Source organism: Mycobacterium sp. 48b, assembly GCF_048282725.1.
Lineage (GTDB): Bacteria > Actinomycetota > Actinomycetes > Mycobacteriales > Mycobacteriaceae > Mycobacterium.
In genome coordinates, this window is record NZ_JBLVUL010000001.1 from 1489210 (window position 1) to 1515129 (window position 25920).

The following is a 25920-nucleotide window of genomic DNA, read 5'->3' on the forward strand; positions in this document are numbered from 1 at the left end:
GGCTCAGCGGAGCTGGACGGTCATCGGGAGATGAGCGAATCCACGGACACTGCTGGAATGGACGCGGACGGCGTTGGCCTCGTCCACCTCGTATCCGCGGATTCGCTTGAACAACTCGGTCAGTGCCACCCGGGCCTCCATGCGCGCCAGATGCGCGCCGAGGCAGAAGTGGGCGCCACTGCCGAAACTCACCAGTTTCGGGCCGATCTCGCGATCGATCCGGTATTCGTCGGGGTTCTCGAAGACGCGTTCGTCTCGGTTCGCCGAGCCGATCAGCAGCACCAGCACATCGCCGGCGGGCACCGTGGTGTCGTAGTACGTCTGGTCCTCGGTGACCAGTCGCGCCAGGATCTGGCTGGAGGCGTCATAGCGCAGGGTCTCCTCGACCCACGGCACGACCAAGGCATGGTTGTCGAACACTGGGGCCAGCTGGCCGGGATTCTTGAAGCCCCAGTACGCGGCGTTGGCAAGGAGTTTGGTGGTCGTCTCGTTACCCGCCACCACCATGAGGAACAGGAAGGCCATGATCTCGTCGTCGGTGAGCCGGTCTCCGTCGATCTCCGCCTCCACCAGTGCCGACGTCAGGTCGTCGGTGCGGTTCTTGCGGCGCTGCTTCACCATGTCGGCGTAGTAGACCAGCAGTTCCCCGGAGGCGGCGATCGCGGATTCGGGGACATCGGCGACACCGTCCTCACGGTGCATGACACCGTCGGCAAGCGCCCGGATGTGAACCCGGTCCTCGTCCGGCACGCCCATCAGTTCGGAGATGACGTCCATGGGCAGCTTGCCTGCGAAATCGTCTACGAAATCGATGGAGCCGGACGTTCCGATCTCTAGGGCCGTATCCAGGTGCTGGTGGGCGATCTCGGTGACCCGGCCCTCCAGTTCGCGGATACGCCGCGGGGTGAATCCCTTCGAGACCAGAGTGCGCAGCCGGAGGTGGCCGGGATCGTCGAGGGCGAGGAACGACATCACCCGGTGGGCTTCGTCATTGCGGGAGATCGGATCCAGGGACACGCCGTGCTTGTTGGACAGTGTGACGCTGTTGCGGAAACCGGCGACCACGTCCTTGTGTCGCGACAACGCCCAGAACTTGAGCTCCTCGTTGTGATACAGCGGCGCCTCGTCGCGCAGCCGGCGGTAGTAGGGGTACGGATCCTCGTGGAATTCGTAGTCGTACGGGTCGAGGATCGGTTTGACGATGTCCAAGCTCATCAGTGCTCTCCCAGGACGAGGCCGACGACATAGGTCAGCCGATCGGCGATCTGGTGGTAGGTGAAGGCGCCGCTGCCGGCATTGACCAGCGCGCCGAAGAACGTCATCTCGAGGGCGGAGACGATACGGGAATCGGCATCCGGCCCGACGGCTGATCGGATGCGTTTGTGGATCTCGGCGCCGATGCGGTCACGCACCTTGCGTACCGCGGGGTCGGAGCCGCCGCCCAGCAGCGCTGTGGTGCAGGCAGCCGCCACCTCGGGCTCGTCGGCGACAACCAGGGTCAACGCGCGCAAGGCCTTGTCGACGCGGGTGGTCCTGGAGTCGTTCACGTCGGTGAAGTACGGGCACTGGCTGACCAGATCCAGGTACATCTCGGCGATCAGGTGGTTCTTCGACGAGAAGTACGTGTAGGCCGTGGCCGGTGCGACCCCGGCGCGCGCGGCGACCGCGCGCACCGTCAGATCGGCATAGGACGATTCGCGCAACATCTCGGTTCCGGCAGTCAGGACCTTGCGGAAGGTCTCTTCCTGCCGCCGGTTGCGCGGGGCTTCCTTGTCTGGCTCCGGAGCTGGTTCTGTGACTGCGGACACCGCATCGCTGGACACATGTCCAAGTTATCCGACGATGTCGAGGTTGAGCAAGTATGGATCGTCAAAGACCACAATGAACTGCGAATTCCGGTATCGGATGAGGCGCGATCGAGTGCGGCCTTGCGGCCCGACATTGTCTGCGGCTATCGTTCGAGACGAGACAGCCGGACAGTTGTCCAGAATTCGTGAAGTGGAGTTCACCAATGCCGGTACTGGCCGATCGCCAGAGTCAACTGCTTATCGACGGCAAGCTCGTCGCCGGGCGCGGCGGAGTATTCGAGACCGTCAACCCCGCCACCGAGGAGGTGCTCGGTGTTGCCGCCGACGCCGACGCCGAGGACATGGGCAATGCCATCGAAGCGGCCCGCCGCGCGTTCGACGACACGGATTGGTCGACGAACACCGCACTGCGGGTGCGCTGCCTGCGCCAGCTGCGTGATGCGCTGCGCGAAAACATCGAGGAATTGCGGGAATTGACCATCGCCGAGGTGGGCGCTCCACGCATGCTCACCGCCGGTGCGCAGCTGGAAGGTCCGATCGACGACCTGGCCTACTCCGCCGACACCGCCGAGAACTATGAGTGGACAACCGATCTCGGCTACGCCACCCCGCAGGGCATCCCGACCAACCGCAAGATCGCGCGGGAGGCAGTCGGTGTCGTCGGGGCGATCACCCCGTGGAACTTCCCGCACCAGATCAACCTCGCCAAGGTCGGCCCGGCGCTGGCCGCGGGCAACACCTTGATCCTCAAGCCGGCCCCGGACACCCCGTGGGTGGCCGCGGCCGTCGGCCAGATCATCGCCGAGCAGACCGACTTCCCGGCCGGCGTGATCAACATCGTCACCTCCAACGATCACGCTGTGGGCGCCTTGCTGTCCAAAGACCCTCGGGTGGACATGGTTTCGTTCACCGGTTCGACCGCCACCGGACGTGCGGTGATGACCGATGCGGCGCTCACACTCAAGAAGGTGTTCCTGGAGCTCGGTGGCAAGTCGGCCTTCCTGGTTCTCGACGACGCCGACCTGGCCGGGGCCTGCTCGATGGCGGCCTTCACCGTTGCCATGCACGCCGGTCAGGGTTGTGCGATCACCACCCGCCTGGTCGTGCCGCGGGCCCGTTACGACGAGGCTGTCGAGGCTGCAGCGGCGACATTGGGCGGCATCAAGCCCGGCGACCCCAACAGCAAGCGCACGGTGTGCGGCCCGCTGATCTCGGCCCGTCAGCGCGACCGGGTGCAGTCCTACCTGGACCTGGCGCTGCAGGAAGGCGGCCGGTTCGCTTGCGGTGGCGGGCGTCCCGCGGACTTGGACACCGGATTCTTCATCGAGCCGACCGTGATCGCCGGCCTGGACAACAACGCCCGGGTGTCCCGCGAGGAGATCTTCGGGCCGGTGCTGACCGTCATCGCCCACGACGGCGACGATGACGCCGTGCGGATCGCCAACGACTCGCCGTACGGCCTGTCCGGCACCGTGTTCTCCGGCGACGACGCTCGCGCACAGGCAGTGGCCGCTCGGATGCGCGTCGGCACCGTCAACGTCAACGGCGGCATCTGGTACTCGGCCGATGCACCGTTCGGCGGATACAAGCAGTCCGGAGTCGGCCGCGAGATGGGCCTGGCCGGCTTCGAGGAATACACCGAAATCAAGTGCGTCGCGACGCTCGCGAACTAGAGGACTGAGGAGATCTTCGATGGGACAGTTCGACAACAAGGTGGCCATCGTCACCGGGGCCGGCGGCGGTATCGGCCAGGCCTACGCCGAGGCGCTGGCGCGCGAGGGTGCCGCCGTGGTGGTGGCCGACATCAACACCGAGGGCGCGGCGAAGGTCGCCGACGGCATCAAGGGTGAGGGCGGCAACGCGCTCGCGGTGCGGGTCGACGTCTCCGACATCGACTCGGCCAAGGACATGGCAGCGCAGGCGCTTTCGGAGTTCGGCGGCATCGACTACCTGGTCAACAACGCCGCGATCTTCGGCGGTATGAAGCTCGACTTCCTGCTCACCGTCGACTGGGATTACTACAAGAAGTTCATGAGCGTGAACCTCGACGGTGCGCTGGTGTGCACCCGCGCGGTGTACCGCAAGATGGCCAAGCGTGGCGGCGGCGCGATCGTCAACCAGTCCTCGACCGCGGCCTGGCTCTACGCGAACTACTACGGTCTGGCCAAGGTCGGCATCAACGGCCTCACCCAGCAGCTGTCGCGTGAACTCGGCGGCCAGAACATCCGCATCAACGCCATCGCGCCCGGCCCGATCGACACCGAGGCCAACCGCACCACCACGCCCAAGGAGATGGTGGACGACATCGTCAAGGGAATCCCGCTGTCCCGCATGGGTCAGCCGGAGGACCTGGTCGGGATGTGCCTGTTCCTGCTGAGCGATCAGGCCAAGTGGATCACCGGCCAGATCTTCAACGTCGACGGCGGACAGATCATCCGGTCATGACACAGCGATACGGCTACATCGGCCTGGGCAACATGGGTGCCCCGATGGCCAAGCGCCTCGCCGACTGGCCGGGCGGGTTCACGGTGTTCGATGTGCGCGCCGAATCCATGGAGCCGTTCGGGGATCTCGGCGCCACGTTGGCGGACGACGTCACAGGTGTCGCCGATGCGGACATCATCAGCATCACGGTGCTCAATGACGAGCAGGTGCGTTCGGTGATCGCGGATCTGGCGCCGAAGGTCAAGCCGGACACCGTGATCGTGATCCACTCGACGATCAGCGACACCACCGCGGCCGAGCTCGCCGAGCAGTACGAGCCGCAGGGCATCCACATCGTCGACGCCCCGGTGAGCGGCGGCGGTGCGGCCGCCGAGAAGGGCGAGCTGGCCATCATGGTCGGCGCCGACCGTGCCGTCTACGAGCGGATCAAGCCGGCGCTCAAGCAGTTCGGCTCGATGGTGATCCACGCCGGTGAGCCGGGTGCCGGAACACGGATGAAGCTGGCCCGCAACATGCTGACCTTCACCTCCTACGCCGCGGCGTGCGAGGCGATGAAACTGGCCGAGGCGGCCGGGTTGGATCTGGGCGCGTTGGGCCGGGTGGTGCGTCATACCGATGTGTTGACCAGCGGGCCCGGCGCCATCATCGTGCGCGACAACATGGCTGAGCTGACACCCGACCACTGGCTCTACGACGCGTTCACCCACACACGCGGGCTGGGCGAGAAGGATCTGAGCCTGGCCATCGGCCTGGGGGACGTTGTGGGAGTGGATCTCCCGTTGGCCCAGGTGGCCCTGCAGAGGTTGGCCGACGGCCTCGGCGTACCGCACAAGAACGACTAGGAGAACTTCGATGGACGAGTTGCGCGCCAAGGGCCTGGCCAAGATGAACGAGGTCTACGGCTGGGAGATGCCGAACATCGAAGGGGATCCGTACTTCGATCTGACGGTTGATCACCTGTTCGGCACCATCTGGAGCAAGCCCGGACTGTCGATGCGGGAGAAGCGGCTGATGACGCTGTCGGCGGTGACCGCGGTCGGCTCGCAGGACCTCGCCGAGATCCAGGTCAATGCCGCGCTGCTCAACGGTGAGTTCACCGAGGAAGAGCTCAAGGACATTGCCATCTTCCTCACCCAGTACCTCGGCTTCCCCCTCGGTTCGGGCCTCAACGGCACGGTGTCCAAGGTTGTGGCCAAGCGGCGCAAGGCCGCCGAGAAGGGGCTTGACGAGGACCGGCGCGCCAACGTCAACGCCGCAGTCAAGATGAATACCGGGAGCGAGCTCGATGACAAGTAGGTATGCCTCGCTGACCCACGACCAGCTGGTCAAGCTGGTGCCTGAGCTGCTGCTCATGGGTCAGCTGATCGACCGATCCGGGATGGCCTGGTGCATCAGTAGTTTCGGCCGGGAGGCGATGCTCCAGATCGCCATCGAAGAGTGGATGGCTGCCAGCCCCATCTACACCAAACGGATGCAGAGGGCGCTGAAGTACGAGGGCGTCGACGTCATCACCATCTTCAAGGGCCTTCAGCTCGACATCGGCGCGCCACCGCAGTTCATGGATTTCCGCTACATCATCCACGACCGCTGGAACGGCGAGTTCTATCTCGATCACTGCGGCGCCCTGCTCGATGTCGAGCCGATGGGCGAGGAGTACGTGCGCGGCATGTGCCACGACATCGAGGACCCCACCTTCGATGCCACCGCGCTGGCCACCAACCGCAAGGCACAGATCCGGCCCATCCACCGCCCCCCGCGGGTGCCGTCGGACCGGCACCCGCACTGCGCCTGGACGGTCAAGATCGACGAGTCCTACCCCGACGTGCCGGATCTGCCTGCACTGGAGGTGATGTGGCGGACCAAGGCGGCTCAGCTCGAACTCGACCCGATCGACGAGTCGGACGAGGGAGCCTCCGATTACTCCGGACCGCTGGTGTCCGACTTCGACTTCGCCTCGTTCTCCCATTCGGCGTTGGTCCGGATGGCCGACGAGGTGTGCCTGCAGATGCACCTGCTGAACCTGTCGTTCGTCATCACGGTGGGTGCCCGCGCCGGCGCCGATACGGCGCTGGCCACCGACATCTGCACCAAGCAGCTGATCGGGGTCGCCGGGATCGGTGCCGAGCGCATCCACCGGGCCCTTGGCCTGCCGGGCGGTATCGAGGGTGCGGTGAAGGTGGCCGAACTGCATCCGCTGTTCAACCCGGTCGCGTACGTGGACACCGAGTTCGGCCCTGATGTCATCACGGTGCGCCGCTCACCGGCACACCAGGACGGCGCCTGGGCGTCGCTCGTGACGCCGTCTGAGGTGCGGCCGCTGCAGGCCATCGTGCAGGCGATCGACCCGCACCTGGACGTGGAGGTCGGCGGAAGCGATCAGGAGTGGACTGCCCGCATCATCGAAACCGACACCGCGGCAAAGGAGCTCGGTGAGGTCGCCGTGGTGAAGTTCAGCGGTGGCGCGTCGTTCGAGTTCGAGCCTCGGAAGTCATTGCCGCTCACCGTGGTGTGAGTTCTACACGCGTGGTGATGGGGTGCACGGGTCCCGGGTGGCAGGAAGCCAGGAACCCACATCCCCAGACCTCCCCTCTGACCGGGCGGTGTTCGTGCTGCGATCCAGGGTCAGCTCGTGGGGCACTGTCAGCAGGGGAGTCCCACCGCCCGAGGGCTTCAGGACCACATCGGCCGGGTAGATCACCCGGTGGTCCGTAGCCTCCCGGCTCGCCAGGATCGTAGGTACCAACCAGAGTGGCCCGCGCTAGCTCGGCGGCATCATGAGCGTCAGGTAGCCGCCGCCCTCCGGTCGCAGTACCACGTCGGTCGGCCAGGTCACCCGGAGATCCGCACCGCGCAAGTAGTCGCCGCTAATTCCTGCGGCCTTGACCGGTTCTCCGTTGAGTTCGAAGATCAGCAGGCTGGCCTTGGAATCGTAGAAATCATTCTTGATCACCGGTGCGCCGACGGTTTCCTCGATGAAGTCACGTCGGGAGTGTTCGTGGAACAGATGCACCTCGTCCCAATCCCAGCTGGTGAACTCGCTGAGTCGGCCGGTCTTCTTTTGGTGCAGAAGGTTTTCCAGGCCATCGTTGAGCTTCTGGTCGTTGTAGTCGATATCCATTGACTGCCTCATCGCCTGTCTGGCCAGATCGCAACTGGTCAGAGAGATACACAGCAGCAACACGCAAACGGTGACGCGTACTGCTGACAATCCGGTCATACTCAGTACCCTCCTGCTGATGTTCCGTAGCCTCCCGGCTCGCCGGGGTCGTAGACTCCGCCAGGTCCGGTACCGGTAGGAGTCGGAGCCTGACCGGGCACTGTGGATTTGGACGTGTAGCCGGCTTCGCCTTCTTTGACGGTATCGCTCCAGGCAAGTTTCTCCCCGTCGCTGTTGGGCGCGACCACGACCGTGTCGCCTCCTCGTACGGCTTGTTCTACAAGGTCTGCCAACTGTGCGGGCGTGGCATCGGGATTAGCCGATGCGATATTCCGTCCGACCTCATTGTTGTGCAGATCCATGGCCTCAGCTGTGGCGGGGTTGTTGGGCAGTCGTTCGTGTGCAGTCGCGAAGTCGCGAGTCCACTCCTCGCCGAATCGCTGCGTCATCAGGGCGTTCCAGTACGCGTGCCGGAATGCGTCAGTGTGATTGTCGGCGGTGTCTTCAGGGCTTCGCGGCGGTGGGAACCGTTCTATTGCCTCTTCTTCAGCGGCCTTCTTGGTTTGATTGAGGTCCCAGAGGGCTGCCGGACTTAGCTTCTCGAGCATCCGTGCCTCGGTGGCGGTGACGTGCTTCGGATCGGTGCCAATACTCAGCGGCCAGGCGGGTTCCCAATCGAAGGCGCCATCGGGATCCTCGTCGACCTGGTACTTGCGCTTGAGCTCGTCGAGTGGATCAACCGGCGGCGGTTCGCCTTCTGGCAACTCCGGCACACCGGCGCCCGCCTTCTCGCCGGCAAGCGCGTCGTATTCCTTGCGGATGTCCTCGATGCGTCGACCGATATCACCCATGTCTCCAGTCGATTGCGTGATGACATCGTTGATATGGCCGATTCCCTTGCTGGCGAGGATCACTCGCATGATCTCGCCGGTCTTGCCCGGCGGTATCGACGCGTCCATGCTGGCGATCCAACTCTGGGTGTGCTCGAGATTCTGCCGACCAGCGCTGACCACCTCGGCGGCCCGGCTGACTTCGGCAGCCATGCGCTGATCAAGATCGGCGAGCTTGCCGTAGACGGCGGCATGTTCGGCGTTCATGGCGGCGTAGGCCTGCGAGGCCGTGCCCTGCCATCGGTCGTCGGGCGCTGCGGACTCGATGGTGGATTGCATCTCGCGGAGCTGCGCGCTGCCGTCGAACGCGTCGCCCGTTGTCGGGGCACCCTCACCGAACGTGGTGCGCGCCTGCGACCACGTTGTGTGGAAGGCGTCGAGTGCCCCCATGCTTCACCGCCCCAGCTCAATCGACAGCTCAAGTCTAAGTCCCGGCAAACGGCCGCTCGGGCGCCAATTCTCCGTCGACCACGGGCGAGGAGGCTCCACACTGCCGTCCGATCGGCCGGTTGCGCGATCTAGAGTCATGAGGGTGGGCGTCTCAAAGGTCCGCGAATGTGCCCTGGTGGCGGGCTTGCTCGCCGGATGCCTGCTGGGGTGTGCAGGTGGTGCGCCGGATTCGGTGACGGCGCCGAGGACTCCGATCGGCGTGCCGCAGACCCCGCAGTCCGGTGCCAGGCCGGAGCAACGCCCGCGCGTGCAGCCGGTGGACGCGGCAGCGCTGGGGGCCTCGTGGCGGCCGGGTTGCCCGGTACCGCCCGCCGATCTCCGCCGAATCACCCTGTCTTATCTCGGTTTTGACGGCCGGTCGCATCGCGGTGAGCTGGTGGTGAACCGAGATGCGGTCGGCGATGTGATCGCAATCTTCGAGAGCCTGTATTCGGTGCGATTCCCGATCGCGAAGATGCGCACGGTGGACCACTATCCGCGCGCCGAGGACGAGCTGTCCATGCAGGACAACAACACCTCGGCGTTCAATTGCCGGCCGTTGCCGAGCGGATCATGGTCACTGCATGCCTACGGTCATGCGGTCGACATCAACCCCCTGGTCAACCCGTACATCTCGGCTTCCGGCGATCTGCAGCCGATCACCGCGCGGGCGTACCTGGACCGCACCCGCACCGATCAGGGAATGATCCGTGCCGGTGACGTGGTGGTGCGGACCTTCGCCGAGCGTGGCTGGAAGTGGGGTGGGCATTGGCGGGACCCGGTCGACTATCAGCATTTCGAGCGACGCTGACTGCCGGTCTAGATCCCCGCGGACGGCCGCTCGGCCGCCAGATGCCCACTCACCACGGCGGAACCGACCCAGCGGCGCAGGTAGCTGCGTAGTGCCTCGCCGGTGCGTGGCGGGCGTCCCGGGTCGATGACGAAAGACTGGATGATGCGGAGAAGGTGCTCGGCGAGCTCATCGAGCTCGGCGTCGGTGTAACCGAGGCCGGCCCAGTCGACGTCGAACTTGCGCAGCAGCGCGCGGGCAAAGTCGACCGCGACATCGGAGGTCACCGACTCGGTGTGCACGTCGGCGCGACCGGGAGCGACCAGCAAACCGATGCGTTTGTCCTTGGGGAGCCAGTCGAGCGCGATGGCGATACCTTCGGCGACCGCCTCCACCGGGTCGGTGACTCCCTGCACGTGGGCGGCCACGCGGTCCAGGAAATCGCTGGCCGCATGCACCGCAGACGCCACCAGCAGGGCGTCGGTGCTCGGGAAATAGCGGTACACGGTCTGGCGGGTGACGCCGAGGGTGCGGGCGACGTCGGCGATGGAGAAGTCCGCGCCCCGCTCGTCGATGGCGTTGCCGGCAGCGACGAGGATGCGGGCAATCGCCTCCTCGTCGCTGGCCGGCGCCGAGCCGGACCACCCGTGCGTTCGCATGGGCGAATCCTAGAACAACCGCCGGATCAACCGGCCGATCAGCCGCGGTAGGAGACCGGAAGATCCTTGATGCCGTTGATCCATCCGGACCGCAGACGTTGCGGCTCGCCCAGTTTGGTGATGTCGGGAATCTGGTCGGCGATCTGGTTGAACATCAGGTTGATCTCCATCCGCGCCAGGTTGGCGCCGATGCAGAAGTGTGCGCCGTTGCCGCCGAAGGCCAGGTGCGGGTTGGGGTTGCGCAGGATGTTGAAGTCGAAGGGCTTGTCGAAGACCTCTTCGTCGTAGTTGGCGGAACTGTAGAACAGCCCGGCGCGCTGACCGGCCTTCACGGTGACGTCGCCGATCTGGATGTCGGCCAACGCCGTCCGCTGGAAACAGTGCACCGGGGTGGCCCAGCGAATGATCTCGTCGACCGCGGTCTTTGGTCTTTCGCGCTTGAAAAGCTCCCACTGGTCCGGGTTTTCGAGGAACGCGTTCATGCCGTGGGTCATGGCGTTGCGGGTGGTCTCGTTGCCGGCGACGGCCAGCAGGATCACGAAGAAGGCGAACTCCACCTCGGTGATCGCTTCTCCGTCGATGTCGGCCTGCACCAGGCGCGTCACGATGTCGTCGGCCGGGCACTGGCGTCGCTGCTCGGCCATGTTGTAGGCGTAGCCCATCAGCTCGGCGTTGGCCATCGTCGGATCGGCGTCGAAATCGGGGTCGTCGGTGTTGATGATCGCGTTGGACCAGTTGAACACCTTCTCCCGGTCTTCCTCGGGAACGCCGATGAGGTCGGCGATTGCCAGCAGCGGCAGACCGACCGCGATGTCGTCGACGAAATTGCCGGTGTCCTTCTCGGCTGCCTTGGCCACGATGTCGTGGGCCGCTACCGCGAGCTTCTCCTCGAGCACCGCCACCGAGCGTGGGGTGAACAGCCGCGACACCAGTTTGCGCAGCCGGGTGTGCTCGGGGGCGTCGTGGTTGATCAGCAGGGCTTTGGTCAGGTCGAGTTGTTCGGCGGTGACGCTGTCCGGCAGCCGCATGACCGCGCCCTTGGCGTTGGTGGACCACAGGTCGCCGCCGTTGCGGGAGATGGCCTTGATGTCCTCGTGGCGGGTGATCACCCAGTAGCCGCCGTCATTGAAGATCGACTCGCCCTGCTCGTTCCACCACACCGGTGCGGTTTTCCGCAGTTGGGCGAACTCTTCGACGGGGATTCCGCGGAGCAGGACGTCGGGATCGGTGAAGTCGTAACCCGCGCCGAACGGGCAGGCGCTCATGGTGGTCAAGCCGGATCATCTCCTCATGTGACGGCAAGCACATTCCTGCGTTCGACCATACACTGTGGCGTCAAGTGTATGCCCGGAGGTTTCCCGCTACGCTACGTCCGTGCGCGTCCTCGTTATCGGATCCGGTGCCCGTGAACACGCCCTGCTGCTGGCCCTGCGCCGCGATCCGCAGGTGGAGGAGTTGGCGGTGGCCCCCGGCAACGCCGGTACCCAGTCCCTCGCCGATCAGTACGACGTCGACATCACCTCCGGTGAGGCCGTGGTGAAGTTGGCCCAGCGCCTCCAGAGCGACCTCGTGGTGATCGGCCCCGAGGTCCCGTTGGTGCTCGGTGTGGCCGACGCCGTGCGGGCCGCAGGCATCGCCTGCTTCGGCGCCAGCAAAGACGCCGCCCGGATCGAGGGTTCGAAGGCCTTCGCCAAGGACGTCATGGCCGCCGCCGGCGTGCGCACCGCGAGCAGTGAGATCGTCGACAACCCGGCTCACCTCGACGCGGCGCTGGACCGCTTCGGCCCGCCCGCCGGCCAGGCCGCCTGGGTGGTCAAGGACGACGGGCTGGCCGCGGGCAAGGGTGTCGTGGTCAGCGCCGATCGGGACGCCGCGCGCGCCCACGCCGCCGGCCTGCTCGACTCCGGGCATCCGGTGCTGCTGGAGTCGTTCCTCGACGGTCCCGAAGTGTCGCTGTTCTGCGTGGTCGACGGTGCCACGGTGGTGCCCCTGCTGCCGGCGCAGGACTTCAAGCGGGTCGGCGACGGAGACACGGGGCCCAACACCGGCGGCATGGGTGCCTACGCGCCATTGCCCTGGCTGCCGGACTCGGTCAAAGGCCAGATCGTCGATGAGGTGGTCAAACCTGTTGCGGCAGAACTGGTTGCGCGTGGCAGCTCATTCTCGGGACTGCTCTACGCCGGCTTGGCGATCACCTCGAACGGTCCTGCTGTGGTCGAGTTCAACTGTCGCTTCGGCGATCCGGAGACGCAATCGGTTCTCGCCCTGCTCGATTCACCGCTGGGGCAGCTGCTGAACGCCGCGGCCACCGGCGAGCTCGCCTCATTCGGCGAGCTGCAGTGGCAGGACGGCTACGCCGTGACGGTTGTCGTCGCCGCGGAGAACTACCCGGGCCGGCCGCGTGTCGGCGACGTCATTCACGGATCGGAAGCCGATGGCGTCCTGCACGCCGGCACCGCGCGCCGCGAAGACGGCGAGATCGTGTCCTCGGGCGGTCGGGTGCTCTCGGTGGTCGGCACCGGGGCGGACCTGCCCGCGGCTCGCGACGCGGCTTACGCGCTCGCCAAGTCGATCAGGTTGCCGGGCAGCCACTTCCGCAGCGATATCGGACTGGCCGCCGCAGAAGGGCACATCACCCTGAACGGCTAGGCGACCAGTAGCGGCGCCATCCAGGCGATCTCGGCGGGCAGCTGCGAACTCCAGAAGCTGCCGTCGTGCCCGCCGGGGGAGAAGCCGCCTGCCGGGGGATTGGGCAGCTGGCCGATGAACTGTTTGGTGGCCGAATAGAACGGATCACTGTTGCCGCAATCGATCCGGATCGGGATCGACCCCAGCGCGGGCTGGCCCCAGACACTGTTGGCGGCGTAATCGGACGCGCTGTCGAAGGCCCCGGGTGCGGCGGCTCCCGATGATGTCCACAGTGCCGGGCTGACCGCGCAGATCGCCGCGGTGCGCGCCGGGCCGAGCCGCGAACCCAGCAACAGCGCGCCGTAGCCACCCATCGACCAACCCAGGAACCCGACCCGCGAGGTGTCCAGACCCTGGTCTGTGAGCATCGGGATCAGCTCGTTGAGCACCATCGCGCCCGAGTCCTCACCGGATGCGCGTTTGTGCCAATAACTTCCGCCCCCGTCAACGGCGACCACCGCGAACGGCGGTAGTCCGGCCGCCACCGCCTCGGCCAGGCCCTGTTCCACTCCGCCGGCCATCACGCCGGCGGCATCCTCCCCTTTGCCGTGCAGGGCGATCACCGGGCGGAGTTTGCCAGTTTGACCGGGTGGGCGCGCGATGGCCCAGTTGGTGTTCGTCCCGCCACGCGCGGCGGACGGGAACGAGCCGCTGGAGAACGTCGGTGCGGCCGCGGGGCTGGCCGGGGAGACAGGGGCGGAGGCGAGGGCTACAGCACCGGCGGCGCCGGCAGCCGCACCGAGGCCGAGGCGCAGGACTGCGCGACGGGTCAAGTTGGGCATGCGGGCCATCTTGCCATCGCCCGACAATGGCATCCGCCGGTGGCATTCTCGGGCCATCGCCGACACTCCGGAAAAACCTGAGTAAAGCCTGATGATTGACCGAAAGCCCGATGTGGAGAGGGCCCGGCTGGCAGCATGTGGAAGGTGACGGCAGCGGTCACTCCTAAAGGGGAGCGTCGGCGGTACGCCCTCGTCAGGGCGGCCGCTGAGTTGCTCTGCGAAGGCGGTTTCGACGCCGTCCGGCACCGTGCAGTCGCCCGTCGCGCCGGCCTCCCGCTGGCCTCGACGACGTACTACTTCTCCTCACTGGACGACCTCATCGCGAAGGCCGTCGAGTACATCGGAACCCGAGAAGCCGAACAACTCAGCGCCGGTGTGGCGGCGCTCTCGCGGCGCCGCCGCGGTGCCGAATCGACCGCCGACGTTCTCGTCGATCTGTTGCTCGGAGAGTCTCCGGAGCGACACGGAACGGAAGAGTTGATCTCGCGCTACGAGCGCTACATCGCCTGCGCCCGGCAGCCCGGGCTGCGCGATGTTCAGCGTCGGATCCTGCAACAGCGCACCGATGCGGTGGTCGAGGTGGTCGAACGGTCGGGCCGCTCGGTGCGGGCCGAACTCGTCACCGCGCTTGTGCGTGCGGTGGACGGGGCAGTCGTGGCATCGTTGGTCGACGAAGGGGAAGGGCCCAGAGCCAGTGCCCGCGCCACGTTGATCGACGTCATCGACGTGCTGGCGCCCGTCGACGAACGGGCGGGTACGCGTCTGACCGGCTGAAGGAGGGGGAATGTCGCAACCCGCAACCGCGGAGGAGCCACAGCTCAAGCGGGTGATGGGGCCCGGACTGTTACTGCTGTTCGTCGTCGGCGACATCCTCGGTACGGGTGTCTATGCGCTGACGGGGCAGGTCGCCAAGGAGGTGGGCGGCGCCGCGTGGGTCCCGTTCCTCGCGGCGTTCCTGATCGCCACCATCACGGCGTTCAGCTATCTCGAGCTGGTCACCAAGTATCCACAGGCTGCGGGTGCAGCGCTGTACGCGCACAAGGCATTTGGAGTCCACTTCGTCACCTTCCTGGTGGCGTTCATCGTGATGTGCTCCGGAATCACCTCGGCCTCAACGGCTTCGCGGTTCTTCGCGATCAGCTTCTTCGACGCGATAGAAGTCAACTTCGGGCAGTTCTTCACCGATCACGTCGCCCACCTCAAGGTGGTCGGCGTCATCCTCCTGGCGCTTCTGTTCATGGCTTTGATCGCCGCGGTGAATCTGCGCGGCGTCAGTGAAAGCGTCAAGCTGAACGTCGTTCTGACGTTCATCGAGATCACCGGTCTGGTGCTCGTGGTCGCCGTGGGATTGTGGGCGATCGTCAGCGGGGTGGAGGTCGACTTCTCCCGCGTCGTCGCATTCGACACCTCCGGGGAGAAGAATGCCTTCGTCGCGGTCACCGCGGCGACGTCGCTGGCCTTCTTCGCGATGGTCGGATTCGAGGACTCGGTCAACATGGCGGAGGAGACCAAGGATCCGGTGCGGATCTTCCCCAAGGTGTTGTTGTCGGGTCTGGGTATCGCCGGCCTGGTCTACGTCGTGGTTGCCGTCATCGCGGTCGCGCTGGTGCCGGTCGGAACGCTCGCCGAGTCCGACTCCTCTCCGCTGGTGAAGGTGATGGAGGCCGCCGCGCCGGGGCTCCCGTTCTCGAACATCCTGCCCATCATCTCGATGTTCGCGGTATCCAACACCGCCTTGATCAACATGTTGATGGCCAGTCGCCTGATCTACGGCATGGCCCGCCAGCACGTGTTGCCCCCAGTGCTCGGTACGGTGCACCCGAAGCGGCACACGCCATGGGTGGCAATCGTTTTCACCACCCTCATCGCATTCGGGTTGATCTTCTACGTGTCGGCGTTCGCAAGTGGCGACACCGTCGCGATCCTCGGCGGCACGACCTCACTGCTGCTGCTCGCAGTCTTTTCAGTGGTCAATGTCGCGGTGCTGGTACTGCGTCGCGATGTCCGAAAAGAGGGCGGGCACTTCAAGACCCCGACCGTGCTGCCCGTCATCGGCTTCATCGCCTCGCTGTATCTGGTACTGCCGACGTCGGGGCGGCCGGCCGTGCAGTACGTGCTGGCGCTGGCGTTGGTCGCAACCGGAGTGGTGCTCTTCGTGATCACCAAGATGATCAACAAGCAACTCGGTATCACCGGGCCCGGGATCACCGACCCGACCCATCTCGCCGACGCGCCCTAGTCTTTACGCAGCTTTTCAATCCGGTTCTGCAGCAGAGCGATCCGGTGGGCATTGCCGTGCAGTTCGATGTAGCGGTCATCGAACACGGCCAGCAACGCGTCGTCCAGGCGGCGGACCGCGCCCGGCGGGTACCGGTAGTCCATCAGCCGGTTGATCTCGTCGGTGTCCACCGAATCCAGCACGCCCGTCAGCGTATCCAGTGAGGTGATGCCGAGCTCGAGCAGCAACCCCGAGATCCAGCTGTAGTGGTCTGTGCGCGACCAGCCGGCATCGGGGAAGCGGATGCCCAGATAGGTGGCCAGCACCGGCGTGGCGATGCGCGCGTCCGAGGAGCCGAACTTGACCTCCTCCTCGTCGGTCATGGTGAGTCGCAGCCGTTCCCGGATCTCGGTGAACTCGCGGTCGGCCAACTCCAGCAGGCCGGCGGCCAACGTGAACCGGCGGTCCAGTTCGCTGACGTGCTCGGCCGGTATCGAACCCTTGTACCGCACATCGTGTTCGAACTCGGCCCACGCGTGCTGCAGCACGGTGCGCACCTGGATGGACGCCGGATACTGTTCGCCTTCGACCCCGAACAGCAGATGCCGGCTCGCATATCCCCACCGGCCCTGACGGGCGGTCTGCAGGCCCATGTCCTGGTCGTCGAGCAGACGCATCTCCTCGGCCAGCAGGTTGGCGACCGCGTCGACATCCTCACGCAGATAGGTGATGACGCGCAGGCCCACCTGGTCGGTGATCTCCACCAGCGGATCGGTGTACATCGGCGTGCCGTCGGGCGCACGACGATTGGCTTTCATGGCGAACGAATCGACGCTCTTGGTGCGGGCCGTGATACTGAGGTAGTTGATGCCCGCTTCGTCGAGCAGGCTGGTGACCAGTTTGAGGTACTGCTCGGTGGCGGCCACCAGGTCCGGGCGGCGGGCGGCGTACTCGGCGACGGCGCTCGACGGTGGCGCCTGGCGGACCGGTGCGGGCCGAGGCCGCGGCAGCCGGGCCGCGGGCAGAGACGGCGTGACGATGTAACCCGAGGCGAAGTCGCCGTAGATCGTCACATCCTCGGGCCGGTGATACCAGTACAGCGCGATGTATGCGCAGAGCAGCGCGTCGACCGGATCCTCGTCACGGTCGAGTTGCCCCGGCCGGGTGGCGGCCTCTATCCGCTTGCGAAGCTCCACCCAACTGACATTGCGGTTCGCCCGCAGCCGCGGCGTCGCCCCGTCGAGCTCCTCGATGAACGTCATCAACCTCAGCAGTTCGCGCTGACGGTCGCCGAACGCGCCGCGCTTGTACTTCAGGGTCTTGTCGAGCCCGAACAGCACGACGCTCGCCGGGTGCGGATAAACCTCGATCGCCCGCCGGTTCGACGATGACGCCGGATCCATGTCGAGGCCCAGCGACGACGCGATGCGTGCGCCACGGGGATGCTTGAACTCGGGCCGTTCGGTGAAGGCCGGGCGTGCGCCGGCGTCGAACCGCTGGAAGTCCCGGTTGAGGTCCCGCTCGCACGGCCGGTGGCCCGTCGGGTTCTTCACGATCAGCGGCGCGTCGATGGCGACCAGGCAATCGCCGCTGACGTAGGGCTCTATGGCCGCCGCGATATCGTCGTCGTCCTGCGCCACACCGACGTGGAGGACCCGCCCACCGGAGTCGATGGCAGCCACTCCCGTCTGATTCTTCTCGCCCCACGCAAGGTCGAGCCCGACGAAGTACATCCGTCCACTGTCTCATTGGTACCGCGGCCCGGGCCGTAAGCTGTGTGTTCGTGACGATCCCGAATGTTCTGGCCAACCGCTACGCCAGCGACGAAATGGTCGCGATCTGGTCGCCGGAGGCCAAGATCGTCGCCGAACGCCGACTCTGGCTCGCCGTGCTGCGTGCGCAGGCCGAGCTGGGCGTCTCGGTGCCCGACGGCGTCGTCGACGATTACGAGCGCGTCCTGGAGAACGTCGACCTCGCCTCGATCGCGGCCCGTGAGCGCGTCACCCGCCACGACGTCAAGGCGCGCATCGAGGAGTTCAACGCACTGGCCGGCCACGAGCACGTCCACAAGGGCATGACCAGCCGCGACCTCACCGAGAACGTCGAACAACTGCAGATCCGCCGCTCCCTTGAGCTGGTGTTCGCCCACGGCGTCGCGGTGGTGGCCCGGCTGGCCGAACGCTCCGTCGTCTACCGCGACGTGGTGATGGCGGGCCGGTCGCACAATGTGGCCGCCCAGGCCACCACGCTGGGCAAGCGGTTCGCCTCGGCGGCCGAAGAGACGCTGCTGGCCCTGACCCGGCTGCGCGAACTGATCGACCGCTACCCGCTGCGCGGCATCAAGGGCCCGATGGGCACGGCCCAGGACATGCTCGACCTGTTCGACGGGGACACGGCCAAACTCGCCGAGCTGGAACGGCGTGTCGCCCAATTCCTGGGGTTCACAGAGGTTTTCACCAGCGTCGGGCAGGTATACCCGCGCTCGCTGGACCACGACGTGCTCTCGGCGCTGGTGCAGGTGGGTGCCGGGCCGTCGTCGCTGGCCCACACCATCCGGCTGATGGCCGGCCACGAGCTGGTCACCGAAGGCTTCGCGCCCGGTCAGGTCGGGTCCTCGGCGATGCCGCACAAGATGAACACCCGGTCGTGTGAACGGGTCAACGGCCTGCAGGTGGTGCTGCGCGGCTACGCCTCGATGGCCGCCGAGCTGGCCGGTGCGCAGTGGAACGAGGGCGACGTGTTCTGCTCGGTGGTGCGCCGCGTGGCGCTGCCGGACGGGTTCTTCGCCGTCGACGGGCAGACCGAGACCTTCCTGACCGTGCTCGACGAGTTCGGCGCCTACCCGGCGGTGATCCAGCGTGAGCTGGACCGGTACCTGCCGTTCCTGGCGACCACCCGCATCCTGATCGCCGCGGTGCGCGCGGGCGTGGGCCGCGAGACCGCGCACGAGGTGATCAAGGAACACGCCGTCGCCGTCGCGCTGGACATGCGTGAGCGCGGCCTGGAACCCGACCTGCTGGACCGGCTGGCCGCCGACCCGCGGCTGCCGCTGGACCGGGCAGCCCTGGAAGCCGCGCTGGCCGACAAGCAGGCCTTCACCGGAGCCGCAGGCGCCCAGGTCGACGGTGTCGTCGCGGCCGTCGACGAGCTGGTCAGCCGCTACCCCGAAGCCGCCAAGTACACCTCGGGCGCCATCTTGTGAGTTTGGCGGCCGACCTCACCGACCTGGACAACTTCGCTGCCGGTTTCCCGCACGAATTGTTCGCCGCGCACCGCCGCGAGGCCCCGGTGTACTGGCACGAACCCACCGAACACACGCCGGATGGCGAAGGGTTCTGGTCGGTGGCCACTCACGCCGAAACCCTTGCGGTGCTTCGGGATGCGGAGACCTACTCCTCGGTGACCGGCGGCACCCGGCCCTACGGCGGCACACTGTTGCAGGACCTGGCCATCGCCGGGCAGGTGCTCAACATGATGGACGATCCGAGACACTCCGAGATCAGGCGACTGGTCAGCTCCGGGCTGACCCCACGGATGATCCGCCGGGTCGAAGACGACCTGCGGGCCCGGACGCGGCGGTTGCTCGACGGGATCGAGCCCGGCGTGGGGTTCGATTTCCTGGTCGACGTGGCCGCCGAGCTGCCCATGCAGATGATCTGCATCCTGCTGGGAGTGCCTGAATCCGAACGGCATTGGCTGTTCCACGCGATCGAGCCGCAGTTCGACTTCGGCGGCTCGCGGTCGGCGGCCATGGCACAGATGTCGGCCGAAGAAGCCGGCTCGCGGATGTACACCTACGGCCAAGAGCTCATCGCCGCCAAACGCGCCGAGCCGACCGACGACATGCTCTCGGTGGTGGCCAACGCATTCCGCGATGACGAAGCCGCGCCGCTGTCTGATCTGGAGCTGTACCTGTTCTTCAGCCTGCTGTTCAGCGCCGGTGCCGAGACCACCCGCAACTCGGTGGCGGGCGGGCTGCTGGCCCTGATCGAAAACCCTTCGCAGATGGCGTTGTTGCGTGAGGATCTCGGCGAACTGCCGACCGCGATCGAGGAGATGGTGCGCTGGACCTCGCCGTCACCGTCCAAACGCCGCACCGCGACCCGAGCGGTGACGTTGGGCGGCTGTGACATCGAGGCCGGGCAGAAGGTGCAGGTCTGGGAAGGGTCGGCGAACCGCGACGGGTTGGTGTTCTCCGAGCCCGACACCTTCGACATCACCCGTAAGCCCAACCCACACTTGGGTTTCGGCTACGGCATCCACTACTGCCTGGGCGCCAACCTGGCCCGGCTGGAGCTGCGGGTGCTGTTCGAGGAAGTACTTCAGCGATTCTCGTCGGCCCGCTTGGTCAAGCCCGTCGAATGGACCCGCAGCAACCGGCACACCGGCATCCGGCATCTGGTGGTGGAACTCGCCTAACCTCGGGACATGGACTCCGGCCCGAACGACCATCTCCGAGTCTCAGACGCCGAGCGCGCGAAGGTGGGACAACTGCTCGAACGCGCGGTAGCCGAAGGCATGATCACGCTCGACGAGTTCAGCGAGCGCTACGACGCCGCGCTGGCTGCGCGGACCCGTGGCGAGCTGGGCGCGGTGGTGGCGGACCTGCCGATGGCGTTGCCCCCGGTGGCCCCGACATCGCACTTTCCGGCAGCGGCGCCCGAGGAACTGCGCGGCTGGATGTCCTCGATCGTGCGGCGTGGACAGTGGCGGGTCGCGCCGGCCCTGCACCTCAACACCCGGCTGTGCAGCACGACCCTCGACTTCACCTCGGCCGTTCTGTCCGGCCCCGTGGTCGAGATCGTCATCGACGACTACTGCAGCGCGACCGAGCTCATCGTGCCTGCCTCGGCGACAGCCGATCTCAACAACGTCAACGCGATCGCAGGCAGCTCCACGGTCAAGGTGCGTACCAGCCCGCCGTCGGATCAGCTGCACCTCGTCGCGCGTGGCCGTGTCCGGATGGGTTCGGTCACCGTGCGGCATCCGTTCGGAAGCTGGCTGAAGCGCCTGAACGGCACTCGATAGCGAAACGGATCTCGGCGATCACCCGCTGCGGATACTCGGTCAGATCCAGCCAGGTGAATCGCAGCACCTGCCAGCCCATCAGTGCGATCTCGTTCTGCCTGACGCGGTCATGCTGGAAATCCTCTTGATCGCTGTGGAATGCCCAGCCGTCGGTTTCGATCGCGATTTTGTTGGCGGGGAAAGCTACGTCGATCACGTACCGCCCCAGCCGGTAGTTGGCCCTCCACCCCGTCATCTGAGCTTCTCTGAGCAGCTTGATCAGCCGACGTTCGGCTTCGGAGCGCGCTCCGTCGGCCGCGGCGAGGAGCAGCCTGCGGGCAGCGGGCGAGCCATGCCTGCCCGTGTTGCGCAGATGCGCCCGCCACAGGTCGCGCAGTTGGGTGTGGCGCTGCAACGCGCTGTCCATGAGCTTGGCGCCGCCACCTCGCCGGGCCGCCGCTTCGACCACGGTCAGCGCCAGGGCGGTGACTCGCAGCCCCCGGCGTTCCACGACGTCGTGCGGATCGAGATCACGCCGGCGAATGCGGACGGCGTGCCTCCGCCGGAAATTGCTGACCTTGGGGACGGTGACCTCGATGGTTTCAGGCGCATACTTCGTGACCCCGTGCCACCACGCTGCGGCGAGCCCGCTGGCTGTGGCGCTGGAGCCAAGCGACCACACCGCCGCGCGGGTTCGTGCGGCATCGGTGAACGGTCGGTCGTCGGCGAAGTAGACGCCGCGTGAGCAGCGCAGCCAGCGTCCGGACGTCACTCGCCGGTTCACTGCGTCTTGGCTCAGCCCAGCCTGCTTGGCCTGGGCCAGGGTGATCACCCCGTCGTGATCACGCAGAAAGTCTTCAAGCACGCAGTTTGGACGGAGATCCCCGCCAAACGGTTCCCCACCCAGTGATTTGTGCACCGCGACCGGCGGTGGGCGCCGCTGGAGGTGCACAAATCGCTGGGGGTTACTACTCGATGCGGCGCAGGCGCATGCCCGCAGAACGCAGCTCGAGGGCGGCCAGGCCGCGAATCGCCCGCTGGTCTTGACTGCGCCACGCTCCGACGGGGTCATCGGATACCGCGGTGAGCTTGGCCAGCGGGCGGTTGGCCAGCGCCCGCAGCGCCAGCAGCTGTTCGCCGGCCGCGGTCGAGGCCAGGGTGATCGCGGTCCACTTGCGCCGGAAGAACCGCACCCGTAGATAGAGCCACGGCATCGCCACGAACAGGATCGGCGCGGCGGCCACCGCCAGGGCCAGCACCCAGGCCAGCCAGCTCGCCGTGCTGTCCAGGTTGGCACCCGCACCGGCGATGTCGAGGGCCGCGTCACTGGCAGCGCGCAGCGGCTTGCTCAACGTGTCGCCGATGAGGGGAACGTGATCGGTGCTGTCACCAGCGGAACCCAGGTTGTCAGCAACCCCATTGGCCCCGTTCTGGACCTGCCTGCCGACCTCGGCGATGGTCGCCACCGCCGAATGCACGGCGATCCCGACCAATATCCACACCGCGATCCACGTGATGACGGCCACGTCGCTGAACAACTGGGCCAACAAGCGGCCGGGTCTGCTGGCATAGGGCAGGTACCGCGATCTCATGAAACCGATCCCAACACATAGGCTGGCCCAATGCGTCCTGCTCTGTCCGACTACCAGCACCTGGCCAGCGGCAAAGTCCGCGAGTTGTACCGCATCGACGACGAGCACCTGCTGTTCGTGGCATCCGACCGCATCTCGGCCTACGACTACGTCCTCGACTCGCAGATCCCGGACAAGGGCCGGATCCTGACGGCGATGAGCGTGTTCTTCTTCGACCTGATCAGCGCGCCCAACCACCTGGCCGGACCGCCGGACGACGAGCGCATCCCCGCCGAGGTGCTGGGCCGCGCGCTCGTGGTGAAGCAACTGAAGATGCTGCCGGTGGAGTGTGTGGCCCGCGGCTACCTGACCGGCTCGGGGCTGCTCGACTACCAGGCGTCGGGTTCGGTGTGCGGCATCCCGCTGCCGTCGGGGCTCGGTGAGGCGAGCAAGTTCGACGAGCCGCTGTTCACCCCAGCGACCAAGGCCGACATCGGCGAGCACGACGAGAACATCTCGTTCTCCCACGTGATCGAGCTGGTCGGGCCGGCGCTGGCCAACCAGCTGAAGGAACGCACGCTGCAGACCTACATCCAAGGTGCGGACCACGCCTTGACCAAGGGCATCATCATCGCCGACACCAAGTTCGAGTTCGGCGTCGACGCGCACGGCAACGTGGTGCTCGCCGACGAGGTCTTCACCCCGGACTCGTCCCGGTACTGGCGCGCCGAGACCTATCAGCAGGGTGTGGTCCAGGACAGCTTCGACAAGCAGTTCGTCCGTAACTGGCTGACCGGCCCTGACTCGGGCTGGGACCGGCACGGAGACGCTCCGCCGCCGCCGTTGCCCGAGGAGATCGTGGCGGCCACCCGGGCCCGGTACATCGAGGCGTACGAACGGATTTCGGGCCTTCGGTTCGACGATTGGATCGGCGCATGACACAGTCGGCACAGCCACCGGTCGCCAAGCGCGGCAACCATCGCCGCGAGCATCACGGTGACGTGTTCATCGACCCCTACGAATGGTTGCGCGACAAGGACAACCCTGAGGTGATCGCGCACCTGGAGGCCGAGAACGCCTACACCGAGGTGTCCACCTCCCATCTGGAGCCGTTGCGGCAGAAGATCTTCGACGAGATCAAGGCGCGCACCAAGGAGACGGATCTGTCGGTGCCCATGCGCCGGGCCGGCTGGTGGTATTACGCGCGCAGCTTCGAGGGCAAGCAGTATGCGGTGCACTGCCGTTGCCCGATCGGCGATCCCGAGGACTGGACGCCACCCGCGCTGGACGAGGGCGCCGAGATCCCCGGTGAGCAGATTCTGCTCGACGAGAACGCCGAAGCCGATGGCCACGAGTACTTCTCGCTCGGCGCCGCGACGGTGAGCCTGGACGGCAACATCCTGGCGTACTCGGTCGACGTCAAGGGCGACGAGCGATACACCTTGAAGTTCAAGGATTTACGTACCGGGGAGCTGTACGACGACACGATCGCCGGGATCGGCGCCGGCGGCACCTGGGCCGCCGACAGCCGCACGCTGTACTACACCACGGTCGACGACGCCTGGCGGCCCGACACCGTGTGGCGGCACCGGTTGGCATCCGGTCTTCCGTCGGAGAAGGTGTATCACGAACCCGACGAGCGGTTCTGGGTCGCGATCGGGCGCAGCCGCAGCGACAAGTACCTGTTCGTCGCCTCGGGCAGCGCCGTCACCACCGAGGTCCGCTACATCGATGCCAACGACCCGACAGCGGAATTCACGACGGTGTGGGGGCGCCGCGACCTGGTGGAGTACTCCGTCGAGCACGCCGTGGTCGGGGGCGAGGACCGGTTCCTGATCCTGCACAACGACGGTGCCGAGAACTTCATGCTGGTGGACGCCCCGGTCGACGACCCGAGCGATTTCCGCACCCTGATCGAGCATCGGCCCGACGTGCGGCTGGACGGGGTCGACGCGTTCGACGGCTTCCTGGTGATCAGTTACCGCAGTGAGGCATTGCCGAAGATGGCACTGTGGCCGCTCACCGCAGACGGTTACGGCACGCGCGAGGAGCTGACCTTCGATTCCGAGCTGACCGCGGCCGGGATGGGCGGAAACCCGAACTGGTCCACGCCGAAGCTGCGGATCGGCGCGACCTCGTTCATCACGCCGGCGCGGATCTACGACCTGGACCTCGCGACCGGTGAGCGCACGCTGCTGCGCGAACAGCCGGTGCTGGGTGGCTACCGGCCCGAAGACTATGTGGAGCGCCGGGATTGGGCGACCGCACCCGATGGGGCCCGGGTACCGGTCTCGATCATTCACCGGGCCGGGCTGATGTTCCCGGCGCCGGCGCTGCTCTACGGCTACGGTGCCTACGAGTCGTGTGAGGACCCGCGCTTCTCGATCGCCCGGTTGTCATTGCTGGATCGGGGCATGGTGTTCGTGATCGCGCATGTGCGCGGTGGCGGCGAGCTGGGCCGGCCGTGGTACGAGCACGGCAAGCTGCTGGAGAAGACGAACACGTTCACCGATTTCATCGCCGCGGCACGCCATCTCATCGACGACGGGGTGACCCGGCCGCAGAACCTGGTGGCCCTCGGAGGCAGCGCCGGCGGGTTGCTGATGGGTGCGGTGGCCAACATGGCACCGGAGCTGTTCGCCGGGATCCTGGCCCAGGTGCCGTTCGTCGACGCGTTGACGACCATTCTGGATCCGTCGCTGCCGTTGACGGTCACGGAGTGGGACGAGTGGGGAAATCCGTTGGAGGACCCCGAGGTCTACCGCTACATGAAGGCCTACACGCCCTACGAGAATGTGGCGGCGCAGGACTATCCGGCGATCCTGGCGATGACCTCGCTCAACGACACCCGGGTGTACTACGTCGAGCCGGCCAAATGGGTTGCCGCACTCCGTCATACGAAGACCGACGGTCATCCCGTACTGCTCAAGACCGAGATGGTCGCCGGTCACGGCGGTCTGTCGGGACGCTACGAGCGGTGGAAGGAAGCGGCGTTCCAGTACGCCTGGCTGCTAGCTGCCGCCGATGGCGACAACTACGGCAGCGGCCAGGTAGACAGCCTCTTCGGCGGTCCGAACACCTAATCGCGAGGTCATCGACTTCGGTGGGTTCGGCATCCGTGCCGCGTAGACGTTGGCCGGGAACATCGCCAGCATGAGCAGGAACAGGCAGATCGCGGCGGCCACCCGGGTGGGCGGGTAGAGCAGGCCCGCGGCACCGGCCAGTTCGAGCGCTCCGGTGACCGTCACGAGGACGCCGGGCGCGGGTAGCGACGGCGGCACGATCGCGATCATGTCGTGCCGCAGTGGGTTGACGAAGTGTGCGACGCCGGTCATGACGAACATGGCGGCCAGTCCGACCGCGATGGTCTCGGGCCAACTGTCGAGATAGTCCACGCCCAGCAGACCGATCACGCGGGCGGTGAGGCTACCCAGGATCAGGGTCAGGAAGACGGCCATCGCAGCTCCGATCTTGTC

25 protein-coding genes are annotated in these 25920 nt (G+C 66.4%); 14 read left to right on the forward strand and 11 right to left on the reverse strand.

Annotated elements, in window-relative coordinates; translation table 11 throughout:
- Positions 1–3: 3 nt before the first annotated feature.
- Together ACNQR1_RS06850 and ACNQR1_RS06855 are read right to left on the reverse strand one after the other, a co-directional pair.
- A complete protein-coding gene (locus ACNQR1_RS06850; RefSeq protein WP_418044972.1) occupies positions 4–1215 on the reverse strand; it encodes a cytochrome P450 in 1212 nt (403 codons plus the stop codon).
- Positions 1215–1823: a TetR family transcriptional regulator gene (locus ACNQR1_RS06855; protein WP_418044974.1), complete on the reverse strand. Its 609-nt coding sequence runs from the start codon at positions 1821–1823 to the stop codon at positions 1215–1217. The genes ACNQR1_RS06850 and ACNQR1_RS06855 overlap by 1 nt, the downstream gene beginning before the upstream one ends.
- Before the next feature lie 188 nt (positions 1824–2011).
- Between ACNQR1_RS06855 and ACNQR1_RS06860 the strand changes: the two genes are divergently transcribed.
- The 5 genes from ACNQR1_RS06860 to ACNQR1_RS06880 are packed head-to-tail and all read left to right on the forward strand — an operon-like array spanning position 2012 to position 6765.
- A complete protein-coding gene (locus ACNQR1_RS06860; RefSeq protein ID WP_418044976.1) occupies positions 2012–3481 on the forward strand; it encodes an aldehyde dehydrogenase in 1470 nt (489 codons plus the stop codon).
- 19 nt (positions 3482–3500) lie between these two features.
- A complete protein-coding gene (locus ACNQR1_RS06865) occupies positions 3501–4253 on the forward strand; it encodes an SDR family oxidoreductase (RefSeq protein ID WP_418044978.1) in 753 nt (250 codons plus the stop codon).
- Entirely contained in the window at positions 4250–5095 is an 846-nt protein-coding gene (locus tag ACNQR1_RS06870) for an NAD(P)-dependent oxidoreductase (RefSeq protein ID WP_418044979.1), read from the forward strand. Before ACNQR1_RS06865 ends, ACNQR1_RS06870 begins: the two co-directional genes overlap by 4 nt.
- Before the next feature lie 10 nt (positions 5096–5105).
- Positions 5106–5549, forward strand: coding sequence for a carboxymuconolactone decarboxylase family protein (locus ACNQR1_RS06875; RefSeq protein WP_029110361.1), 444 nt, complete (start codon positions 5106–5108; stop codon positions 5547–5549).
- Positions 5539–6765 (forward strand): hypothetical protein, encoded by a 1227-nt coding sequence (locus tag ACNQR1_RS06880; RefSeq protein ID WP_418044981.1) that lies wholly within the window; start codon positions 5539–5541, stop codon positions 6763–6765. Before ACNQR1_RS06875 ends, ACNQR1_RS06880 begins: the two co-directional genes overlap by 11 nt.
- Positions 6766–7011: 246 nt before the next feature.
- On the opposite strand, the gene ACNQR1_RS06885 is transcribed toward ACNQR1_RS06880, so the two are convergent.
- Entirely contained in the window at positions 7012–7470 is a 459-nt protein-coding gene (locus ACNQR1_RS06885) for a hypothetical protein (protein WP_418044983.1), read from the reverse strand.
- 2 nt (positions 7471–7472) lie between these two features.
- On the reverse strand, positions 7473–8690 hold the full coding sequence (locus ACNQR1_RS06890) for a DUF6973 domain-containing protein (RefSeq protein WP_418044985.1): 1218 nt from the start codon (positions 8688–8690) through the stop codon (positions 7473–7475).
- Positions 8691–8826: 136 nt separating this feature from the next.
- Between ACNQR1_RS06890 and ACNQR1_RS06895 the strand changes: the two genes are divergently transcribed.
- Positions 8827–9540, forward strand: a complete 714-nt coding sequence (locus ACNQR1_RS06895) for a M15 family metallopeptidase (RefSeq protein ID WP_418044987.1) — start codon at positions 8827–8829, stop codon at positions 9538–9540.
- Between the two features lie 8 nt (positions 9541–9548).
- Here ACNQR1_RS06895 and ACNQR1_RS06900 read toward each other — a convergent pair whose 3' ends face one another.
- Positions 9549–10178: a TetR/AcrR family transcriptional regulator gene (locus tag ACNQR1_RS06900; RefSeq protein WP_418044989.1), complete on the reverse strand. Its 630-nt coding sequence runs from the start codon at positions 10176–10178 to the stop codon at positions 9549–9551.
- A gap of 38 nt (positions 10179–10216) precedes the next feature.
- Entirely contained in the window at positions 10217–11443 is a 1227-nt protein-coding gene (locus tag ACNQR1_RS06905) for a cytochrome P450 (protein WP_418050303.1), read from the reverse strand.
- Positions 11444–11552: 109 nt separating this feature from the next.
- Between ACNQR1_RS06905 and purD the strand changes: the two genes are divergently transcribed.
- Complete coding sequence (purD, locus tag ACNQR1_RS06910; RefSeq protein WP_418044991.1) at positions 11553–12827, forward strand: phosphoribosylamine--glycine ligase; 1275 nt, start codon at positions 11553–11555, stop codon at positions 12825–12827.
- Here the strand turns inward: purD and ACNQR1_RS06915 are convergent.
- Positions 12824–13681 carry an alpha/beta hydrolase gene (locus tag ACNQR1_RS06915; protein ID WP_418044993.1) on the reverse strand — a complete coding sequence of 286 codons (858 nt, stop codon included), beginning with the start codon at positions 13679–13681 and terminating at the stop codon, positions 12824–12826. The two genes, purD and ACNQR1_RS06915, sit on opposite strands and share 4 nt — an antisense overlap.
- A 102-nt stretch (positions 13682–13783) precedes the next feature.
- On the opposite strand from ACNQR1_RS06915, the gene ACNQR1_RS06920 reads away from it, so the two are divergent.
- Together ACNQR1_RS06920 and ACNQR1_RS06925 are read left to right on the forward strand one after the other, a co-directional pair.
- Positions 13784–14422, forward strand: a complete 639-nt coding sequence (locus ACNQR1_RS06920) for a TetR/AcrR family transcriptional regulator (protein WP_164480942.1) — start codon at positions 13784–13786, stop codon at positions 14420–14422.
- A gap of 10 nt (positions 14423–14432) precedes the next feature.
- Positions 14433–15887 carry an APC family permease gene (locus ACNQR1_RS06925; RefSeq protein WP_418044995.1) on the forward strand — a complete coding sequence of 485 codons (1455 nt, stop codon included), beginning with the start codon at positions 14433–14435 and terminating at the stop codon, positions 15885–15887.
- Here the strand turns inward: ACNQR1_RS06925 and relZ are convergent.
- Positions 15884–17599 carry a bifunctional ribonuclease/(p)ppGpp synthase gene (relZ, locus tag ACNQR1_RS06930; RefSeq protein WP_418044997.1) on the reverse strand — a complete coding sequence of 572 codons (1716 nt, stop codon included), beginning with the start codon at positions 17597–17599 and terminating at the stop codon, positions 15884–15886. The two genes, ACNQR1_RS06925 and relZ, sit on opposite strands and share 4 nt — an antisense overlap.
- Positions 17600–17649: 50 nt before the next feature.
- Here relZ and purB point away from each other — a divergent pair, with 50 nt between their 5' ends.
- Genes purB through ACNQR1_RS06945 form a run of 3 tightly spaced genes read left to right on the forward strand, consistent with a single transcriptional unit; the run spans position 17650 to position 20894 of the window.
- Complete coding sequence (gene purB / locus ACNQR1_RS06935; RefSeq protein WP_418044999.1) at positions 17650–19068, forward strand: adenylosuccinate lyase; 1419 nt, start codon at positions 17650–17652, stop codon at positions 19066–19068.
- A complete protein-coding gene (locus ACNQR1_RS06940) occupies positions 19065–20285 on the forward strand; it encodes a cytochrome P450 (RefSeq protein ID WP_418045002.1) in 1221 nt (406 codons plus the stop codon). The genes purB and ACNQR1_RS06940 overlap by 4 nt, the downstream gene beginning before the upstream one ends.
- A 9-nt stretch (positions 20286–20294) precedes the next feature.
- Positions 20295–20894 carry a DUF1707 SHOCT-like domain-containing protein gene (locus ACNQR1_RS06945; protein WP_418045004.1) on the forward strand — a complete coding sequence of 200 codons (600 nt, stop codon included), beginning with the start codon at positions 20295–20297 and terminating at the stop codon, positions 20892–20894.
- On the opposite strand, the gene ACNQR1_RS06950 is transcribed toward ACNQR1_RS06945, so the two are convergent.
- Together ACNQR1_RS06950 and ACNQR1_RS06955 are read right to left on the reverse strand one after the other, a co-directional pair.
- On the reverse strand, positions 20839–21738 hold the full coding sequence (locus tag ACNQR1_RS06950) for a DUF559 domain-containing protein (RefSeq protein WP_418045006.1): 900 nt from the start codon (positions 21736–21738) through the stop codon (positions 20839–20841). The two genes, ACNQR1_RS06945 and ACNQR1_RS06950, sit on opposite strands and share 56 nt — an antisense overlap.
- A 103-nt stretch (positions 21739–21841) precedes the next feature.
- Positions 21842–22465 (reverse strand): hypothetical protein, encoded by a 624-nt coding sequence (locus ACNQR1_RS06955; RefSeq protein ID WP_418045008.1) that lies wholly within the window; start codon positions 22463–22465, stop codon positions 21842–21844.
- Between the two features lie 30 nt (positions 22466–22495).
- Between ACNQR1_RS06955 and ACNQR1_RS06960 the strand changes: the two genes are divergently transcribed.
- Together ACNQR1_RS06960 and ACNQR1_RS06965 are read left to right on the forward strand one after the other, a co-directional pair.
- Complete coding sequence (locus ACNQR1_RS06960; RefSeq protein WP_418045010.1) at positions 22496–23383, forward strand: phosphoribosylaminoimidazolesuccinocarboxamide synthase; 888 nt, start codon at positions 22496–22498, stop codon at positions 23381–23383.
- Positions 23380–25527 (forward strand): S9 family peptidase, encoded by a 2148-nt coding sequence (locus ACNQR1_RS06965; protein WP_418045012.1) that lies wholly within the window; start codon positions 23380–23382, stop codon positions 25525–25527. Before ACNQR1_RS06960 ends, ACNQR1_RS06965 begins: the two co-directional genes overlap by 4 nt.
- Here the strand turns inward: ACNQR1_RS06965 and ACNQR1_RS06970 are convergent.
- Positions 25456–25902 carry a DoxX family protein gene (locus ACNQR1_RS06970; protein ID WP_418045014.1) on the reverse strand — a complete coding sequence of 149 codons (447 nt, stop codon included), beginning with the start codon at positions 25900–25902 and terminating at the stop codon, positions 25456–25458. The two genes, ACNQR1_RS06965 and ACNQR1_RS06970, sit on opposite strands and share 72 nt — an antisense overlap.
- Between the last annotated feature and the right edge of the window lie 18 nt (positions 25903–25920).

What these genes read in the sequence shown, in the direction of transcription:
- ACNQR1_RS06865 (WP_418044978.1), top strand. Translation starts at nt 3,501, where the DNA reads ATGGGACAGTTCGACAACAAGGTGGCCATCGTCACCGGGGCCGGCGGC.
- relZ (WP_418044997.1), bottom strand. Translation starts at nt 17,599, where the DNA reads ATGTACTTCGTCGGGCTCGACCTTGCGTGGGGCGAGAAGAATCAGACG.
- ACNQR1_RS06885 (WP_418044983.1), bottom strand. Translation starts at nt 7,470, where the DNA reads ATGACCGGATTGTCAGCAGTACGCGTCACCGTTTGCGTGTTGCTGCTG.
- ACNQR1_RS06890 (WP_418044985.1), bottom strand. Translation starts at nt 8,690, where the DNA reads ATGGGGGCACTCGACGCCTTCCACACAACGTGGTCGCAGGCGCGCACC.
- ACNQR1_RS06900 (WP_418044989.1), bottom strand. Translation starts at nt 10,178, where the DNA reads ATGCGAACGCACGGGTGGTCCGGCTCGGCGCCGGCCAGCGACGAGGAG.
- ACNQR1_RS06875 (WP_029110361.1), top strand. Translation starts at nt 5,106, where the DNA reads ATGGACGAGTTGCGCGCCAAGGGCCTGGCCAAGATGAACGAGGTCTAC.
- ACNQR1_RS06880 (WP_418044981.1), top strand. Translation starts at nt 5,539, where the DNA reads ATGACAAGTAGGTATGCCTCGCTGACCCACGACCAGCTGGTCAAGCTG.
- ACNQR1_RS06955 (WP_418045008.1), bottom strand. Translation starts at nt 22,465, where the DNA reads ATGAGATCGCGGTACCTGCCCTATGCCAGCAGACCCGGCCGCTTGTTG.
- ACNQR1_RS06870 (WP_418044979.1), top strand. Translation starts at nt 4,250, where the DNA reads ATGACACAGCGATACGGCTACATCGGCCTGGGCAACATGGGTGCCCCG.
- ACNQR1_RS06905 (WP_418050303.1), bottom strand. Translation starts at nt 11,443, where the DNA reads ATGAGCGCCTGCCCGTTCGGCGCGGGTTACGACTTCACCGATCCCGAC.
- ACNQR1_RS06860 (WP_418044976.1), top strand. Translation starts at nt 2,012, where the DNA reads ATGCCGGTACTGGCCGATCGCCAGAGTCAACTGCTTATCGACGGCAAG.
- ACNQR1_RS06895 (WP_418044987.1), top strand. Translation starts at nt 8,827, where the DNA reads ATGAGGGTGGGCGTCTCAAAGGTCCGCGAATGTGCCCTGGTGGCGGGC.
- ACNQR1_RS06915 (WP_418044993.1), bottom strand. Translation starts at nt 13,681, where the DNA reads ATGCCATTGTCGGGCGATGGCAAGATGGCCCGCATGCCCAACTTGACC.
- ACNQR1_RS06850 (WP_418044972.1), bottom strand. Translation starts at nt 1,215, where the DNA reads ATGAGCTTGGACATCGTCAAACCGATCCTCGACCCGTACGACTACGAA.
- ACNQR1_RS06960 (WP_418045010.1), top strand. Translation starts at nt 22,496, where the DNA reads ATGCGTCCTGCTCTGTCCGACTACCAGCACCTGGCCAGCGGCAAAGTC.
- ACNQR1_RS06970 (WP_418045014.1), bottom strand. Translation starts at nt 25,902, where the DNA reads ATGGCCGTCTTCCTGACCCTGATCCTGGGTAGCCTCACCGCCCGCGTG.
- ACNQR1_RS06945 (WP_418045004.1), top strand. Translation starts at nt 20,295, where the DNA reads ATGGACTCCGGCCCGAACGACCATCTCCGAGTCTCAGACGCCGAGCGC.
- ACNQR1_RS06920 (WP_164480942.1), top strand. Translation starts at nt 13,784, where the DNA reads ATGTGGAAGGTGACGGCAGCGGTCACTCCTAAAGGGGAGCGTCGGCGG.
- ACNQR1_RS06965 (WP_418045012.1), top strand. Translation starts at nt 23,380, where the DNA reads ATGACACAGTCGGCACAGCCACCGGTCGCCAAGCGCGGCAACCATCGC.
- ACNQR1_RS06925 (WP_418044995.1), top strand. Translation starts at nt 14,433, where the DNA reads ATGTCGCAACCCGCAACCGCGGAGGAGCCACAGCTCAAGCGGGTGATG.